General features: G+C 64.0%; 15 protein-coding genes and 1 pseudogene. 9 read left to right on the top strand and 7 right to left on the bottom strand.

All coding sequences use genetic code 11. The annotated features are described in order from the left end of the window. Positions 1-27: 27 nt before the first annotated feature. On the top strand, positions 28-1,467 hold the full coding sequence (locus AC5WEY_RS21745; RefSeq protein WP_495647498.1) for a serine hydrolase domain-containing protein: 1,440 nt from the start codon (positions 28-30) through the stop codon (positions 1,465-1,467). Positions 1,468-1,541: 74 nt separating this feature from the next. On the opposite strand, the gene AC5WEY_RS21740 is transcribed toward AC5WEY_RS21745, so the two are convergent. Beyond that, a complete protein-coding gene (locus AC5WEY_RS21740; protein WP_495647497.1) occupies positions 1,542-2,918 on the bottom strand; it encodes an NAD-dependent succinate-semialdehyde dehydrogenase in 1,377 nt (458 codons plus the stop codon). 240 nt (positions 2,919-3,158) lie between these two features. Between AC5WEY_RS21740 and AC5WEY_RS21735 the strand changes: the two genes are divergently transcribed. Continuing rightward, positions 3,159-5,396 (top strand): NADP-dependent isocitrate dehydrogenase, encoded by a 2,238-nt coding sequence (locus AC5WEY_RS21735; RefSeq protein WP_495647496.1) that lies wholly within the window; start codon positions 3,159-3,161, stop codon positions 5,394-5,396. A 173-nt stretch (positions 5,397-5,569) separates the two neighbouring features. Here AC5WEY_RS21735 and AC5WEY_RS21730 read toward each other — a convergent pair whose 3' ends face one another. Further along, complete coding sequence (locus AC5WEY_RS21730; RefSeq protein WP_495647495.1) at positions 5,570-6,463, bottom strand: LysR family transcriptional regulator; 894 nt, start codon at positions 6,461-6,463, stop codon at positions 5,570-5,572. An 82-nt stretch (positions 6,464-6,545) separates the two neighbouring features. On the opposite strand from AC5WEY_RS21730, the gene AC5WEY_RS21725 reads away from it, so the two are divergent. From AC5WEY_RS21725 to AC5WEY_RS21715, 3 genes are read left to right on the top strand one after another with little or no spacing between them, the layout of a single operon-like run. Beyond that, positions 6,546-7,958: a CitMHS family transporter gene (locus AC5WEY_RS21725; RefSeq protein WP_495647494.1), complete on the top strand. Its 1,413-nt coding sequence runs from the start codon at positions 6,546-6,548 to the stop codon at positions 7,956-7,958. Next, positions 7,955-9,307, top strand: coding sequence for an acyclic terpene utilization AtuA family protein (locus tag AC5WEY_RS21720; protein WP_495647493.1), 1,353 nt, complete (start codon positions 7,955-7,957; stop codon positions 9,305-9,307). Before AC5WEY_RS21725 ends, AC5WEY_RS21720 begins: the two co-directional genes overlap by 4 nt. Further along, complete coding sequence (locus tag AC5WEY_RS21715) at positions 9,304-9,618, top strand: AtuA-related protein (protein ID WP_495647492.1); 315 nt, start codon at positions 9,304-9,306, stop codon at positions 9,616-9,618. Before AC5WEY_RS21720 ends, AC5WEY_RS21715 begins: the two co-directional genes overlap by 4 nt. Here the strand turns inward: AC5WEY_RS21715 and AC5WEY_RS21710 are convergent. Together AC5WEY_RS21710 and AC5WEY_RS21705 are read right to left on the bottom strand one after the other, a co-directional pair. Then, a complete protein-coding gene (locus AC5WEY_RS21710; RefSeq protein ID WP_495647491.1) occupies positions 9,615-10,448 on the bottom strand; it encodes an adenylate/guanylate cyclase domain-containing protein in 834 nt (277 codons plus the stop codon). The two genes, AC5WEY_RS21715 and AC5WEY_RS21710, sit on opposite strands and share 4 nt — an antisense overlap. Beyond that, a complete protein-coding gene (locus tag AC5WEY_RS21705) occupies positions 10,445-11,425 on the bottom strand; it encodes a GlxA family transcriptional regulator (protein ID WP_495647490.1) in 981 nt (326 codons plus the stop codon). Before AC5WEY_RS21705 ends, AC5WEY_RS21710 begins: the two co-directional genes overlap by 4 nt. Before the next feature lie 125 nt (positions 11,426-11,550). On the opposite strand from AC5WEY_RS21705, the gene AC5WEY_RS21700 reads away from it, so the two are divergent. Genes AC5WEY_RS21700 through AC5WEY_RS21685 form a run of 4 tightly spaced genes read left to right on the top strand, consistent with a single transcriptional unit; the run spans position 11,551 to position 14,286 of the window. Beyond that, a complete protein-coding gene (locus tag AC5WEY_RS21700) occupies positions 11,551-12,183 on the top strand; it encodes an isochorismatase family protein (protein WP_495647489.1) in 633 nt (210 codons plus the stop codon). 20 nt (positions 12,184-12,203) lie between these two features. Next, on the top strand, positions 12,204-12,623 hold the full coding sequence (locus AC5WEY_RS21695) for an EVE domain-containing protein (RefSeq protein ID WP_495647488.1): 420 nt from the start codon (positions 12,204-12,206) through the stop codon (positions 12,621-12,623). A 12-nt stretch (positions 12,624-12,635) separates the two neighbouring features. Continuing rightward, positions 12,636-13,622 (top strand): alpha/beta fold hydrolase, encoded by a 987-nt coding sequence (locus tag AC5WEY_RS21690; RefSeq protein ID WP_495647487.1) that lies wholly within the window; start codon positions 12,636-12,638, stop codon positions 13,620-13,622. A gap of 7 nt (positions 13,623-13,629) precedes the next feature. Beyond that, the gene (locus tag AC5WEY_RS21685) at positions 13,630-14,286 is read left to right on the top strand and encodes a nitroreductase family protein (RefSeq protein WP_094718743.1); all 657 of its coding nucleotides are present in this window, start codon (positions 13,630-13,632) and stop codon (positions 14,284-14,286) included. Positions 14,287-14,308: 22 nt separating this feature from the next. Here AC5WEY_RS21685 and AC5WEY_RS21680 read toward each other — a convergent pair whose 3' ends face one another. The 3 genes and pseudogenes from AC5WEY_RS21680 to AC5WEY_RS21670 form a co-directional block, all read right to left on the bottom strand. Further along, complete coding sequence (locus AC5WEY_RS21680) at positions 14,309-14,599, bottom strand: hypothetical protein (protein ID WP_495647486.1); 291 nt, start codon at positions 14,597-14,599, stop codon at positions 14,309-14,311. A gap of 64 nt (positions 14,600-14,663) precedes the next feature. Next, positions 14,664-15,309 (bottom strand): annotated as a pseudogene (locus AC5WEY_RS21675) (response regulator). Then, positions 15,300-16,520: a sensor histidine kinase gene (locus AC5WEY_RS21670; protein WP_495647485.1), complete on the bottom strand. Its 1,221-nt coding sequence runs from the start codon at positions 16,518-16,520 to the stop codon at positions 15,300-15,302. Before AC5WEY_RS21670 ends, AC5WEY_RS21675 begins: the two are co-directional and overlap by 10 nt. Positions 16,521-16,567 lie beyond the last annotated feature (47 nt).

Here is a 16,567-nt window from a genome sequence, read left to right as displayed (position 1 = left end):
TCACGACAGAGAAGGAGCCCGAGAAGGATGACCACCGGCACGATGTATATCCGGCAAACCGTTGTGGGGGTGCTGGTGTCGGTCGTCGTCCTTCTCGGGCTCGCGCCCGGCCCTGCGGCTGCCGCGACGATATCGACGTCCGATCTGCAGTCTGCCGTCGATGGCTGGACCTCGGAGATCGGTGCACCGGGTATGTCGGTGCAGATCGTCGATCGAGACGCGGTGGCGGCACAGGTATCGAGCGGCGTCGACGGCCACGGTGTTCCGGTCGACGCCGCAACGCCTTTCGTGTGGGGGTCGGTATCCAAGCAATTCACTGCGGCCACCGTCCTCGGACTGGAGCGGCAGGGTGCTCTCGAAGCGTCGACTCCCGTCGTAGATATCGTGCCGCAGGCGGCCGGGATGCTGGGCGATCAGAGGACGACCGTCGACGATCTGGTACACCACACGAGCGGGCTACCGCACGACATCACGGTCACCGACGATTGGTCTCGCAGGAATTCGGCAGCCGACACGATCGGGACCATCTCGCAACCGGCCGGGACGACCGAGCGTGGGTCGTTTCGATATTCCAGCCTGAACTACATGCTTCTACAGGCGATGGTCGAGACGGTGACTGGAGAGTCGTTCGCCGATGCGCTCGGCGCGGAAGTTCTCGCGCCGGCCCACACCTCCGCCATCACCGATCCGGCGCAGTTCACTCGTGACGTTCCTCCGGGCCATGTGCCTTTCTTCGGTTCGCCCCGGCCCATCGATGTGGGAGTCGATTCGGCGGGTTTGGGATACGGCTACCTTGCCGGTACGACCGACGAGCTCGGACGGTACGCCTCATGGAGACTCGGTGAGCTGCAGGACGGCGAGGATGCGGCTCCCGAGGTAAACACCGGTCAGGGGACGGAATACGGCGACGGGTTGTTTCACGAGAACATCGCCGGCCAGAACGTGTGGTGGCATTCCGGTGCCGTTCCCGGCTTCTACACCTACGTTGCATTCGTGCCGGGAATGGACAAGGCAATGGTGTTGTCCACCAACCGATACGGTGAAATCGAAGCCGAACACATCGCCGCAGTGGGAAGAAATCTCACTACGCTCGTCATCGACGGGTCGACAACCGGCCTACCCTCGTCTTCGGCACCGATGGTCTTGGGTGCCATCTTCGCGGCAGTGGCGGTCCTGCTCGCCATCGTCGTCTGGGTCACCGCTCGGCTGTTCACCGGACAGGTCCGACAGCGTTCGCTCGGCGGTGCAGCGCTTCGGATCGCGGTCACCACGGTGTTGGGTGGGTCGGTGGTGATCGGTGCCTACGTCGGCGTGCCGTCGATCGTCGGTGCGTCACTGTCGGTCATGGCTCTGTGGGCACCCGACGTCACCCTGGCGTTTTGGGTCCTGCTCGGCACGGTGTTCCTCGCGTCCGCGTTGGTCGTTGCCGATCAGGTGGTCAACTACAGCCGAGTTCGACAGACCTAGCCGATCGGACGTAGCGACAGACGCGCTGCTCCCCGGCCGTGGGGCGGAGGAGCAGCGTCGGTCGAGATCGTGCTCTATTTCGCGGAGACTCGCACCAGCTTCTTGTTCACGAATTCGTCCATGCCCCAGGGGCCCAGCTCGCGGCCGACGCCGGAGCGCTTGACTCCGCCGAAGGGCAGGCCGGGCAGCGTGGTGCCGTGTTCGTTGACGAAGGCCATGCCCACTTCGAGCTGCTCGGCCACGTCCCGGGCCTTGTCGAGGTCGGCGCTCCACACCGAGCCGCTCAGGCCGTAGGGCGAGGAGTTCGCCAATTCGATTGCCTGCTGCGGGCTTTCGACCTTGTAAATCACGCCGGCCGGCCCGAACAGCTCTTCGCTGTACGCGCGCATGTCCGGGGTGACGTCGGTCAGCAGTGTCGGCTGCACGAATGCACCCGGTCCGTCGATCTTCTTGCCGCCGGTCAGCAGCGTTGCGCCCTTGGCGACGGCGTCGTCGATCTGCTCGATCAGCGTGTCGGCGGCGGTCTGCGACGACAGAGGTCCGAGAGTCGTCTTCGCATCCAGCGGGTCGCCGGTTTGCACGGCCTCGAACGACGCGACGAGCTTGGTGACGAAGTCGTCGTAGACGTCCTCGGCCACGAGGATGCGCTTGGCGGCGTTGCAGGCCTGTCCGGCGTTGGACAGCCGCGCCCTGGTTGCTGATTCCACCGTGGCGTCCATGTCGTCGGAGTCGAGCAGGATGAACACGTCCGATCCGCCGAGCTCGAGGACGACCTTCTTGAGGTTGCGTCCTGCAGTCTCGGCGACAGATGTTCCGGCCCGCTCGCTACCGGTGAGCGAGACACCTTGCACGCGAGAATCGGCGATCATGTCCGCGATCTGGTCGTTGGTCGCGAAGATGTTGATGTACGCGTCCCGGGGGAGTCCGGCCTGCTGGAAGATCTCCTCCATCAGCAGCGCCGACTGCGGGCAGTTGGGCGCATGCTTGAGCAGAATCGTGTTGCCCACCATCAGGTTCGGGCCGGCGAACCGCGCAACCTGGTAGTACGGGAAGTTCCACGGCATGACGCCGACGAGTGCGCCCACCGGCTTGCGCTGCAGCACTGTGTCTTCCGCGCCGGGGACATCGAGCTTCTCGTCCTCGAGCAGCGCGGGGCCGTAGTCGGCGTAGTAGCGGTAGATGTTCGACGACAGTTCCACCTCGCCCTGGGATTCGGTGAGGGGCTTGCCCATTTCGAGCGAGATCGTGCGAGCCAGTTCATCGGAACGCTCGGTGTAGAGATCAGCGACCTTGTGCAGGATTTCCGCGCGGTGCTTCGGTGAAGTCTTGCGCCAGGTCTGAAAACCGGCGTGTGCATCGGCGAGTGCGCGCTCGACGCCGGCATCGTCGAGAGTTTCGAATTCCTTGACAGTTGTGCCGTCGGCAGGATTGACAGTCTTGTAGGTCGTCATGCTCCGGTCAACGCTCGGGACGGGCACCATTGTTCCGATCCGGGCAAAACGGATGCTCCGATGGTGGTCAGAGGCGGGCCGGGGCGGGGTCGCGAAATCCTTTGAGCGCCCTACTGGTCGGTAACTTGGAACCGTTGACGGAGTGATACCCCACTGCCCCGCACATCGGCGGGTTCAAAGATTAAAGTCGACGGTGGACGCATCCAAAAGACGACGTTGAAACTGAGGCAAAGGCGAAACATGACTGCGAAGAAGCCGACCATTATCTATACCTTGACCGACGAGGCGCCCATGCTGGCGACTCACGCGTTTCTGCCGGTCATACGTTCTTTCGCCAGCGCGGCCGAGATCAACGTCGAGTCGAGTGACATCTCCGTTGCCAACCGCATCCTCGCCGAGTTCCCCGATTACCTGAACGAAGACCAGCGAGTGACCGACAACCTCGCCGAGCTGGGCAAGCTGACGCAGCTGCCCGAGACCAACATCATCAAGCTGCCGAACATCAGCGCGTCGGTGCCGCAGTTGCTCGCGGCCGTCAAGGAACTTCAGGACAAGGGCTACGCGATCCCGGACTTCCCCGGCAACCCGAAGACCGACGAAGAGCGCGAGATCCGCGACCGGTACACCAAGTGCCTCGGCAGCGCGGTCAATCCTGTTCTGCGCGAAGGTAACTCGGATCGCCGTGCGCCGAAGGCCGTCAAGGAGTTCGCGCGCAAGCACCCGCACAGCATGACCGAGTGGTCGATGGCGTCGCGCACCCATGTCGCGCACATGCGCGAGGGCGATTTCTACCACGGTGAGAAGTCGACGGTTGTCGACGGCGACCGTGAGGTCAAGATGGAGCTCATTCCGGCCGACGGCGAGCCGATCGTGCTCAAGGAGAAGGTCTCGCTCACCGACGGTGACGTCATCGACTCGATGTTCATGAGCAAGAAGGCGCTTCTGGATTTCTACGAGGCCGAGATGCAGGACGCCTACGAGACCGGCGTCATGCTGTCGCTGCACGTCAAGGCGACGATGATGCGGGTCTCGCACCCGATCGTCTTCGGCCACGCCGTCCGCGTGTTCTACAAGGACGCGTTCGCCAAGCACAACGAGATCTTCGAAGAGCTCGGCGTCAACGTCAACAACGGCTTGTCGGACCTCTACACCAAGATCGAGACGCTCCCGGCATCGAAGCGTGACGAGATCATCGAAGACCTGCACAAGTGTCACGAGACCCGTCCGGAGCTCGCGATGGTCGACTCCGCTCGCGGAATCTCGAACTTCCACTCGCCCAGCGACGTCATCGTCGACGCATCTATGCCCGCGATGATTCGCGCCGGCGGCAAGATGTGGGGAGCGGACGGGCGTCCCAAGGACACCAAGGCTGTGAACCCGGAGTCGACCTTCTCCCGGATCTACCAGGAGATGGTGAACTTCTGCAAGACCAACGGCCAGTTCGACCCGACGACGATGGGCACCGTTCCCAACGTCGGCCTGATGGCGCAGAAGGCCGAGGAGTACGGCTCGCACGACAAGACCTTCGAGGCACCGAAGGCCGGTACTGCCAACATCACCGACATTGCCACCGGCGAGGTCCTGCTGACGCAGACCGTCGAAGAGGGCGACATCTGGCGCCTGTGCATCGTCAAGGACGCTCCGATCCAGGACTGGGTCGCGCTGGCCGTGCGTCGTGCACGTGAGTCGGGAATGCCGGTCGTCTTCTGGCTCGACCCGTACCGCCCGCACGAGAACGAGCTCATCGGCAAGGTGCGCAAGTACCTGAAGGATCACGACACCGAGGGCCTCGACATTCAGATCATGTCGCAGGTTCGCGCGATCCGATACACGATGGAGCGTTTGGTCCGTGGACTCGACACCATCTCCGCGACGGGCAACATCCTGCGCGACTACCTCACCGACCTGTTCCCGATCCTCGAACTCGGCACCAGCGCCAAGATGCTCTCCATCGTTCCTCTGATGGCCGGCGGCGGACTGTACGAGACGGGTGCGGGTGGTTCGGCTCCCAAGCACGTCAAGCAGCTCATCGAGGAGAACCACCTGCGGTGGGACTCGCTCGGCGAGTTCTTGGCACTGGCCGTGAGCCTCGAGGATCTGGGTATCAAGACCGGCGACGTCAAGGCGACCATCCTCGCCAAGGCACTCGACGCCGCGACCGGCAAGCTGCTCGAGAACAGCAAGGGACCGTCGCGCTCGACTGGTGAACTCGACAACCGTGGCAGCCAGTTCTACCTCGCGCTCTACTGGGCGCAGGAACTCGCTGAGCAGACCGAGGACGCCGAACTGGCCAAGCATTTCGCGGCGCTGGCGAAGACCCTGTCGGAGAACGAGGAGAAAATTGTTTCCGAACTCAATGAGGTCCAGGGCAAGGCAGTCGACATCGGCGGCTACTACTATCCCGACCCCGAAGCCACCGCTGCCGTGATGCGTCCGTCGAAGACGTTCAACGAGGCGCTGGAGTCGGCGAAGCAGTAGTTCTTCCGGGCTCACCTCCCCATCGAATGAATGGCCCATTCACGCGCTCAGACGTTGTGAATGGGCCATTCATTCGTTCCAGGGCGGCACCAGATTTCGGTCCACAGTCCGCCCGCCCCTCCCATTTGGGATCAATGCGCCTTTCAGTCGCTCAGATGAACTGAATGCCACATTCATCCGTTCGGGGGCGGCACCAGAACACTCAGGAACGCCGAACAGCTTGCACTCTGGCGTCGTCCGGGCAGTTGGACGACGGAGATGGTCCGGTGGATCGTCGGCTCGATCGGCAGGTAGACCAGGTTCGCGAACGACATCACCGGCACCACCAGCTCCGGGATGACGGTGATGCCCAAGCCGGCAGCGGTCAGGCCCGCGACGGCGGCCACATTGTGTGCCTGAACAGACGGCCCGACGTCGACTCCCGCGCTTTCCAGGGCCGATCGTACGTGTGAGGAGATGCTCGACTCCGGGCCGAAGGCGATGAACGGCTCGTCGGCGAGGTCGGTCCATAACAGGCTTATGCGTTGTGCAAGAGCATGATTCGGCGGTAGCGCGCAGACGAATGCGTCGGCGCTGATCGTCGTGCGCATCAGATCGTTCGCTCGTCCCGAAGCCGCCACCACTGCGAAATCCACGGAACCGTCGCGGACGGAGGCCACCACGTCGTCGCGCAGACCGTCCTTGATGTGCACCGAGACGTCGGGGTGGGTGCGACGGAACTCGACGATGTACGGGGGCAAGAAGATCGCCGCGATCGACGGCAAGCATGCGATCGTCACGGTTCCGCGGTCGCCCGAGACGAAGCGTCCGATCTGCTCCAGGCCGTCATCGAACTCGAGCAATACCCGACGGGCATAGGCCGTCACTTCGTGGCCGTCACCGGTGAGGTCGACGCTGCGGGTGGTGCGCACGAACAGCCGCACGCCCAGACGGCGTTCCGCCTCGGCAACGGTGCGGCTCAGGTTCGGTTGAGAGACCTGCAGCCACGCGGCCGCCGCGGTGAAGCTCGCATGATCGGCGAGTGCGACGACGGCACGCAGATGTGCAATGCCTAGGTTTATGCCCACAGTGCATGAATGTATACCCAACTGATGTTGGACTGCGTAAGTGATCTAGACAACACTCGTCGTATTCGATGAAGGAGATCACATGCTGTCACTGCTCGGCTTCGGGACGATTGCCATCATTCTGCTGCTGTTGTTCACCCAACGCGTCGCGGCCATCGTTGCGCTTGCGGGTGTCCCGCTCGCCGCAGCGTTCCTGGCCGGCAACTCGCCGTCCGAGGTGGCAGGTTTCGTCAAGGACGGGCTCGGCGGCGTGGTCGGCGTTGCGGCCATGTTCCTGTTCGCGATCGTCTTCTTCGGGATCATGCGCGACGCAGGTCTGTTCGATCCCCTCATCGCGCGCATCGTGAAGTGGGCAGGCAGCGCACCGCCCACCGTCGCCGTGGCCACGACGGCTCTCGCGTTGGTCGCCCATCTCGACGGCGCAGGCGCGGTCACGTTCCTCATCGCCGTTCCTGCGATGCTGCCGATCTACGAGCGCCTCGGCATGAGCCGGCTGGTGCTGGCCACCTGTGTCGGACTCGGTGCGGGCGTGATGAACATCGTTCCCTGGGGCGGGCCGACGGCGCGAGCGGCAGCAACATTGGGCGTCGACGCCAACGAGCTGTGGGTTCCGCTGATTCCAGCGCAGATCGCCGGTGTGGTGTTCGCGTTGGCCATCGCGTACTACCTCGGGCGCCGAGAGCGGACACGGTTGGCGAAGGTCGCAGCGGGCGATGTCAAGGCCGAGGTGGAGGAGTCGACGGCACGCGTCGGGCAGCGAATCCCCGTGCCCGCCACCGGCGGAGCAGACGAGCCGGCCTCAACCGGCTCGGGCGGTGACGAGACCCCAGAACAGCTCGACAAGCCTGACGAGCCCAGCCTGCTACGTCCGAAGCTGTTCTGGGTCAACGTCGTTCTCGTCGTCGCGACACTCGCCGCACTGATCGCAGCCGTCGCGCCTCCGGAGACCTGCTTCATCATCGCGACCATCGTTGCGCTCCTGATCAATTACCCGGGCATGAAGGCGCAGTCCGCGCGCATCGAGGCGCATGCTGTCGGCGCGATGCTGATGGTCGGTACGCTGCTCGCCGCCGGTGTTCTTCTCGGTGTGCTCGACGGCAGCGGCATGATCGAGTCGATGGCCGTCAGCGCCGCCAACGTGATTCCGGACTGGATGGCACCGGCACTTCCGCTCATCGTCGGGGTGTTCGCGGTACCGATGAGTTTGATCTTCGGTCCGGACGCGTACTACTTCGGTGTGCTGCCGGTGCTCATCGAGGTCGGCGACCAGTTCGGTATCAGCGCAATCGATCTCGCTCAGGCGTCGATCATCGGTGAAGAGACTGTCGGCTTCCCGATCAGTCCGATGACGGGCGCGTTCTACCTTCTCGTCGGTCTGGCGAAGGTCGACATCGGCAGGCACATCCGGCATACCTTGGGGTGGGCATGGCTGGTCAGCCTCGGCATGCTCGGGGTCGCTTTCGCGACGGGCGTCATCCCGGTGTGGGTATCGTGAGCGCGCCCGGAATCGTCCGATTGGGCGCGGGCGCAGGGTTTGCCGGCGACCGTATCGACCCCGCCCAGATCTTGGCCGAGCGAGGCGAGCTCGATTATCTGATCTTCGAGTGCCTCGGAGAGCGGACGGTTGCGACCGGGCAGGCCCGAAAATTACTCGATCCCGCGGCGGGCTACGACCCACTCCTGGCAGCGCGCATGCGCGCAGTACTCGGCGCGACGACGGAGCAGGGCATCACCGTCGTGACCAACTCCGGTGCCGCCAATCCTGTTGCGGCAGCCGCCGTCATCGCCCAGGTTGCGGAGCAGGTGTGTTCGGGTTCGGTGCGCATCGCCGCCGTCACCGGCGACGACGTGCTCGACGCGGTGCGCCGCATCGATCCGGTGGTGTGGGAGACCGGACGCCCGCTGTCGGAGCATTCCGAGGAACTGGTGTCGGCCAACGCCTACATCGGGGCCGACGCGGTATTGCCCGCACTCGACGTCGGTGCCGACGTGATCGTCACCGGCCGTCTTGCCGATCCAGCCCTGTATCTCGCGCCGCTGATGCACGAATTCGGTTGGGCCGGGCAGGATTGGGAGACACTCGGTGCCGGGACGGCCGTCGGGCATCTGCTCGAATGCGCGGGCCAACTGACCGGTGGCTACTTCGCGGACCCAGTCACCAAGCCTGTGCAGGGTCTGGCGAATCTGGGCTTCCCGTTCGGGGACGTACATGCCGACGGCACAGCCGAATTCGGGAAGGTTACCGGCACCGGCGGCGAACTGACGGTGCGCACGTGCGCCGAGCAACTGCTCTACGAGGTCGGCGATCCCGCCGGATACCTGACGCCGGACGTGACGGCAGATTTCACCGGCGTCTCGTTCGAGACCGTCGGACCCGATCGGGTGGCGGTGTCCGGGGCGACAGGCAGTACCCGGCCGGAGGAACTGAAAGTGACCCTCGGATTTCGCGGCGGTTGGCTCGGTGAGGGGCAGATCAGTTACGCCGGGCCACGCGCACTGCAACGCGCGCAGCTCGCCGGAGAGATTGTGCAGCAACGACTGTGGGAGGTGCACGGCATTCCGGCGGAGAACGTGGGCATCGAGTACATCGGCGCGGGCGCAGCATTCCGCGGGCTTGCTGCCCACACCGATGTACCCGAAGTGCGACTGCGCGTCACTGCAAAGGTGCCCGACGCGGAGACAGCGGCGTTGGTGGGGTGGGAAGTCGAGAGTCTGTACACCAACGGCCCGGCCGGCGGAGGTGGTTCACGGAGCAGCAGCAGTGAGGTTCTCGCGATCAGATCATGTTTGATTCCACGCGCTCAGGTGGCGACGGACGTGCTCATCACGGAGGTGACGGTATGAGGACTGTCGATGATCTCGCCGACGTGAGAACCGGGGACAAGGGCGACACTCTCATTCTCGCGGTGTTTCCGCGAAGCGACGAGGACTACGAGTTACTGTCCCGCGAACTGACTGTCGATGCCGTTGCCACGCATTTCGCACCGCTGGTCACCGGAGACGTGCGACGCACCGCAATGCCCTTGGTCTCGGGCTTGGTGTTCGAGCTACCCGGCGTGCTCGGTGGGGGAGTGACGGGGAGCCCGGTTCTCGACGGGCATGGCAAGTGCCTGAGCTACCACTTGCTGAGTATGCCTGTGGCCGAGCAGCTCTAGTCGAGCTGTTTGACCTCGGTGTTGGGCAGCACCGGTAGCGCAATCGGATACAACTGGAAGCTTCCGCTCATTCCTTTCAATTCGACTTCACGGGGCAGGCCTAGGGGCAGATCGGCGGCCGTGCTGATGGCATTGCGCACTGGTTCGCTGATCAGAATCTCACCGCCCTCGGCCTGTCCCGCAACCCGTGCCGCCATGGCCACGTTGAGGCCGAACAAGTCGTCACCTCGGCGCACCGAGCTGCCGACATGCACGCCCATACGCACCCGGATGCGGTCCCACCGATCGGGATTATTCAGTAGTGCTTCTTGCACTTTCACTCCGCAGCGCACAGCTTGACCCGGGTCGGAGAAGGCAATCATGTAACCGTCACCCTGACTCTTCACCACATGTCCGCCGTGATCCGCGACGTGCTTGCAGATCAGTTTGTTGTGCTTTTCGAGCAGCTTCACCCAGCCGCGATCACCGAGTTCCTCGTTGCGTGCGGTGGATCCCTCGATGTCGGAGAACATCACCACGATGTCGCCGTCGGCGGTCATGCGCGCCAGATCGGGGCGTTCCACCTTGGCCCAGCCCGCGAGGTCTTCTACGGAGTTTCGGACCGTGGCGCCGAAGCCCTTGTTGATCAGCAAGTCCGTGGTGTGGAAGGCGGTTCTGATCGCGAAGGGAACCAAGCCGCGTCGCTTACGGCGTTGCTGCGATTCGAGAGCGCGGTCGAGCGCTCGGCGCGTGTGCTTCAGCTTGCGACGCGACACGATCAACACCACACCGAGCGCAATGATGGCGGCGAGCTCTACTCCGGCAACTACCCACAGGATCACGTCGCTCATCCTTGCCTGTCCAAGGCCTCTGCGGGCGCACAACCGACGGCGAATTGCCGTCGATAGGCCGTCGGTGTCACCGCGAATGCCGAGCGGAAGTTCTGACGCAGAGTGACAGCGCTGCCGAATCCGCACAGGGCTGCGATGTTCTCGATACTCCGATCGGTCGTTTCGAGCAGGCTCCGAGCTTCCTCGAGGCGTTTGTCCAGCACCCAACGAGCCGGGGTGGACCCTGTCTCGAGCTGAAACTGACGGATGAAGCTGCGTCGGCTCATGCGCGCATGCTCGGCCAGTCGTTCGATGGGTAGCGGCTCGGCCAGTCGTTCGAGTGCCCAGCTCTGTGCGTCGGCAATCGCAGTATCTCCGGATGCCTCGATGACCGGCCGTTCGATGTATTGCGCTTGACCGCCGTCACGATGCGGTGCGACCACCAGACTGCGCGCCACCCGCGTCGCTGCCGCCGAGCCGAGGTGCTTGCGCACGATGTGGAGGCAGGAATCGATCGACGATGCGGTTCCCGCGGAGGTCATCACGTCTCCGTGATCGATGTATAGAACCGACTCGTCGACGCCTGCGTGTGGGTTTCGCTCCCGCAGCTCGGTCATCTTGGTCCAGTGCGTGACGGCGGGGCGGCCGGCCAGCAAGCCAGTGTCTGCGACGGCGAACGAACCGAGACACAGACCCGCGATCTCTGCGCCTCGTGTATGTGCTCCGCGGAGTGCGTTCGAGAAGTCAGTACCTATGTGGGGCAACGACTCCGGCCACGACGTCACGATGACGATATCGGCCCAGTCGACTGTGCTGGGATCCGCGATCTCACCGATCGGAAACCCTTCCTCGGTGCGGATCGACCCTGGTTCGTCGGACCACACTCGTGTCTCCCAATCCGGCGCAAGTCCGAGTCGGGTGACCTCGCCGAACACCATCAGCGGCGCGGCGAGGTGAAACATCGTCATGCCGTCGAACACGTAGAGCGCTATTCGCATGGCCGGCTCCGATCTCGAACGTTGGCGCAAATCAATCGAAAGTATGCATCCGTGCCACTCGTGAACGCAAGATCAGCACCGGAGTATGAGTATCGACCGAGAACGCCACTTGAAGGAGAACGCCCATGACCGCACCGCGTAGAGCCCTCATCGTCATCGACGTCCAGCAGGAGTACTTCGAGGGAGTGCTGAAGATCCAGTACCCGCCTCGCGACGAGTCGTTGGCCAACATCGTCCGCGCCATCGAAGCCGCTGCGGCGCAGGATGTTCCCGTTGCCATCGTGCAGCACGAGATGCCTGAGGGCGCTCCGGCATTCGTGAAGGGCACCCCGACCTACGAGCTGCATCCCGACATCGAGGCCGTCGTGCAACCGTCGTTCGAGCGAGTCGAGAAGAAGTACAGCAGTGTGTTCGCAGGAACCGGCGTCGCGAAGTGGCTGCAGAGCAACAACATCGACACTGTCACGATCGTCGGCTACATGACCAACAACTGCGACCTGGCGTCCAGCGCCGACGCCGAGGCGCTGGATCTGACGGTCGAGATCCTGTCCGACGCCACCGGTGCCATCAACCTCTCCAACGAGGCGGGCACCGTCTCGGCCGAGCAGCTGCACAAGGCATTGATGGTGCTCTACCAGTCGAACTTCGCAGCAGTGGCGACGACGGATCAGTGGATCGACGCGGTCAAGAACGGAAACGAGCTGACCGCAAGCAATCTGGTGGTCTCGGCAGCTCAGGGCAACGACGCGGTGGCCTGACGCTCGGTACGCTGGCTGCGGTGACGGCACGCGCGATTACCGACCAGACGCTCGGTGCATGGGTGATCAAGTGCAATCCACACACGACCGATCTCGCACCGATGGTCGACGCCCGACGTGCGCACGAGAACTGGTGCGTCGCCGACAACTACCGAACGCGTTTGATGAAGCCCGGGCAACCCGTGCTGTTCTGGGTCAGTAGCCATCCGCGACGCGGGATCTGGGGTGCGGGTCGGTTGACCGGCACCCCGGTCCCCGGCCCGCAGTGGAAGGTCTCGACGAGCATCACGCTGTTCGACGAGCCGATCCTCGCGTCGAGCATTCAGTCCATCGCAGCACTGTCGACACTCGAGGTGTTTCGATCGCCGCAGCAGTCCAATCCCTCGTGGGTCGACGCCTCCGCGTGGGCAGTGATCCGGCAGATGCTGCCTCTCGAATGATGTGATGGCGTCATGACACTGGAGGACGAGCCGACACTGCACGGAATGTTGGATGTAGGGGATGGTCAACGCATCTACTGGGAGCAATGGGGTCCATCCGACGGCGTCCCGGCGGTCTATCTGCACGGCGGACCAGGCGGAACCCTGAACGCCAGTCAGTTTCGTCGCCACTTCGACCTGTCCCTTGTTCGGGCCGTCGGATTCGAGCAAAGGGGGTGTGGACGGTCCACCCCACACGCGTCGGACCCCTCGACGTCGTTGGCCACCAATACAACCGCGCACCTGATTGCCGATATCGAAGCCTTGCGTGAGAACCTCGGCGTCGAGGCGTGGATCGTCAACGGCGCGTCCTGGGGATCCACTCTCGCTCTTGCCTACGCCCTCGCCCATCCGTCGAGGGTTCTCGGCATCGTCCTCGCGTCGGTCACGACGACCAGTCGCGCGGAGGTCGACTGGATCACCGAGGGCGTGGGTGCGGTCTTCCCGGAATCCTGGGATCGTCTCGCCACCTTCGCCGAGCAGGCCGGCGTCGGCTATCGCCGGGGGCGCGGTCGAATAGTCGACGCGTACGACCGTCTGTTCAACTCACCCGATTTGCAGTTGCGGGACAGCGCATCTCGGGAATGGGCACTGTGGGAGGACGTCCACATCTCGATAGGAACCGGTGGCGTTCGGCGCAATCCGCGGTGGGACGACGACCGGTTCCGATTGGCCTTCGTGCGGCTGACCGCGCACTACTGGTCGCACGACGGGTTCTGCGATCCGCCTCTGCTCGATCGTGCCGGCGGTCTGGCCGATATTCCGGGCGTCCTGATTCACGGTCGAAAAGACATCTCGGGACCCGCTGTCACTCCGTGGCATCTACACCGGAAATGGGCAGGGTCGACACTCGTCGTCGATGAGGGGGACGGGCATGGAGGCATGTCCATGGCGGCGCGCTGGGATGCAGCAAACGAAGAACTGGTCGACCGGGCCCGGAGCAGAGCGAATGGTGCATGATCGAGAGGTGACTTCTTTCCCGATTGTCGACCTGACTCCCGACGAACTGCTGACCACGACGCGCACCGTCCGCAAGCGTCTCGACCTGACGCGGCCGGTTCCGATGGAACTGATCAAGGAATGTCTCGAGATCGCGCTGCAGGCCCCGTCCGGGTCGAACAAGCAGGGGTGGCAGTGGATCGTCGTCACCGATCCTGATCTTCGTGCCCGCATCGGCGCCATCTATGGCGAGCTGTTCGCCGCCTATCAGGCGTCGAAGCATTCCGCGTCCGCTTTGTTCGCCGACGATCCGGAACGCGCATCGGTGCAGAAGCGCGTCGGCGACAGTGCCGGATGGCTCGGCGAGCACATGGGTGAGGTTCCGGTGCTGTTGATCCCGTGCATCCAGGCAGGTAAGACGCTTCCGGCCGGCAATCAGGCCGGTTTGTGGGGCTCGCTGTTGCCCGCGGTGTGGAACTACGCCCTGGCCGCGCGCGCCCGTGGGCTCGGGACGGCATGGACCACAATCCATCTCGCTCGCGAGCGGGAGATATCCGAGCTACTCGGCATCCCCGAGGACTTCCATCAGGGCGCGCTCATTCCGACGGCGTACTACACGGGCGAGACGTTCAAGGTCGCTCCGCGCGATCCGATCGAGACGGTGCTGCACGTCGATCGCTGGTAGGCGCATCGGCCAGGCGCAGCCATCAGACGAGCGTCTCCACGTGGATTAATTCGGTTCTCGCCACTACCCGGCGATGCACGTCGGCAAGCGCAAGGCGCTCGGGGTCCTCCATGTAGGCCTGCAAGGCCGAATCATCCGGTAGGTGGATGACCTGGACCTCGAGTGGTCCGTCTCCCGGGTCGATGCGTCGAACCCTGCTCACCACTTCGCCGCCGTACTTCGGAATCAGGTTCAGCACCGTGTCCTCGTAGCGGGTGAGCGCGTCTTCTTTTCCCTCCGACGCCCACAGCAGCACACACAGCTTCAGGTTCATGACGCGAGACGGTACCGGACGCCACGACCCGAACCTGGTCGATCACGTAGGCCCCCGATCGACATCACGTGCGCAAGTAGGCCACCACAGCCATCACCCGGCGGCTCAGACCGGTGGAGTTCGCCAATCCGAGTTTGTCGAACACGGCATTGATGTGCTTTTCGACCGAGCTCACCGAGATGAACAGATCGGCTGCGATTCGAGCGTTCGTGAGACCTTGTGCCATCAGCTCGAGAACATCGCGCTCGCGCGGCGTGAGTCGTTCGAGCGGATTCGACCGAGTCGTGCGAGACAACAGCTGCCGCACCACCTCTGGGTCGAAGGCAGTCCCGCCGCCGGCCACCCTGTCGAGGGCGTCCAGGAACTCGTCGACTTGCGCGACGCGGTCCTTGAGCAGGTAGCCGACCTTGCCCCCTGATCCACTGATCAGCTCTGCTGCGTACCGGTTTTCGACGTACTGGGAGAGCACGAGTACCGCCACCTCAGGCCAATCGATTGCGAATGGTCAGTGCTGCGCGCAGTCCCTCGTCGCTGTGGCCCGGAGGCATGCGGACGTCGGTGACGACGATGTCGGGACGGTCCTGTTCCACGGCGGCGAGGAGCGCGTCGGCGTCGCCCACGGACGCGATCACGTCGTGGCCTTCGTCGACGAGCAGACGCACCAGACCCTCACGCAGCAACGTCGAGTCCTCCGCGACGATCACCCGCACGGGACGCTCGCAGTCACGACCGTAGGGCCGCCGACCGGGCTGTCCACGGTGAGGGTGCCGTCCATGGCAGCGACGCGGCGGGCCAGTCCGGACAAGCCGGTGCCGGACGGGTCGGCGCCACCGGGCCCGTCGTCGGTGATGATTGCCAGTACCCGATCGAATTTCTGGTGAGTGACGCTGACCTGCAACGATTTCGGTGAGGCGTGCTTGGTTGCGTTGGTCACCGCCTCCGAGACGACGAAGTAGACGACTGTTTCCACGGCGGGGCGCAACCTCTCTGTCAGTTCGTACGAGAGTCGGACTGGAGCACTGGCCCGCTCGGCCAGCGTCTCGAGAGCTGCGCGCAGGCCGTCCTTGTCGAGCGCGATGGGATACACCCGGTTGGCAACCTCGCGCAGCTCGTCGATCGCACCCTGCGATGAGACCTGAGCTTGGGCGAGGAGTTCGTGCACCTTCTCTGGATCTTCAGCGCGACGAGCCCGGCCGACGAGCATCCCCAGCGCAACCAGGTGCTGCTGCACTCCGTCATGCAGGTCGCGCTCGATGCGGCGGCGTTCGTCGTCGATGGCGTCGACGACGTGATCGCGGCTGCTCGTCAGTTCGGCAACCCGCTGGTGCAGCAACCGATCCGATTGCCGGCCCAGTACCTGGACGGCGAACCATCGGTCCAATGATCCCACCCCTGCCACACCGACTGCGGCGACGAAGATCAACAGGATTCCGGGCAGCGCGGCCATTGCGACGAGTCCTCCGTCGACGCGATTGGACTCTTCGATCAACCCCCAGTCGCCGCTGAACACCCACGCCGAGACCATCGAGCCGGCGACGACGAGACACAACATCAACAGAAGGACCACGCCGAGCCCGAGTAGTCCGATCGTCCACCGCATACCGAGATACCAGCGACAACGGCGAGGGGTCAGGGCGTCGGTGTGTGGTGTGCCGTGAAAGCGGACGATGCGACGAATTTCCAACTCGGACAATGACAGTGCGCTCCTGCCGACTGCCGTTTGTAGTGGTGCTCCCGACCGGCCGAGGAGACGCGCCAGCGCATGGGCGGTTACCGCCACCAGGGAGAACAGCAGGGCTGCTACCGCGGTGACGCTACCGAGCAGAACTCCGGACAGTGCCGTGAGCCAACGCCGCAGCAGTGACCCGATCGACGCGCGATCCGCCTGCCCGGTTGGGTACACGCCACGGTTAGCCAGCACTCCAGCAGCGTAACCGCACAAATGCCCCCAGATACTGCGGTAAACCA

Source organism: Rhodococcoides sp. S146-33 (genome assembly GCF_059489205.1).
The sequence above is the reverse complement of the archived record's forward strand: the minus strand, read 5'-3'. Positions and strand labels throughout refer to the sequence as shown.

Bases quoted from the DNA above. Each gene is read 5' to 3' on its own strand.
- AC5WEY_RS21735 (WP_495647496.1), top strand. From the start codon at position 3,159: ATGACTGCGAAGAAGCCGACCATTATCTATACCTTGACCGACGAGGCG.
- AC5WEY_RS21745 (WP_495647498.1), top strand. From the start codon at position 28: ATGACCACCGGCACGATGTATATCCGGCAAACCGTTGTGGGGGTGCTG.
- AC5WEY_RS21690 (WP_495647487.1), top strand. From the start codon at position 12,636: ATGACACTGGAGGACGAGCCGACACTGCACGGAATGTTGGATGTAGGG.
- AC5WEY_RS21680 (WP_495647486.1), bottom strand. From the start codon at position 14,599: ATGAACCTGAAGCTGTGTGTGCTGCTGTGGGCGTCGGAGGGAAAAGAA.
- AC5WEY_RS21700 (WP_495647489.1), top strand. From the start codon at position 11,551: ATGACCGCACCGCGTAGAGCCCTCATCGTCATCGACGTCCAGCAGGAG.
- AC5WEY_RS21710 (WP_495647491.1), bottom strand. From the start codon at position 10,448: ATGAGCGACGTGATCCTGTGGGTAGTTGCCGGAGTAGAGCTCGCCGCC.
- AC5WEY_RS21740 (WP_495647497.1), bottom strand. From the start codon at position 2,918: ATGACGACCTACAAGACTGTCAATCCTGCCGACGGCACAACTGTCAAG.
- AC5WEY_RS21725 (WP_495647494.1), top strand. From the start codon at position 6,546: ATGCTGTCACTGCTCGGCTTCGGGACGATTGCCATCATTCTGCTGCTG.
- AC5WEY_RS21715 (WP_495647492.1), top strand. From the start codon at position 9,304: ATGAGGACTGTCGATGATCTCGCCGACGTGAGAACCGGGGACAAGGGC.
- AC5WEY_RS21705 (WP_495647490.1), bottom strand. From the start codon at position 11,425: ATGCGAATAGCGCTCTACGTGTTCGACGGCATGACGATGTTTCACCTC.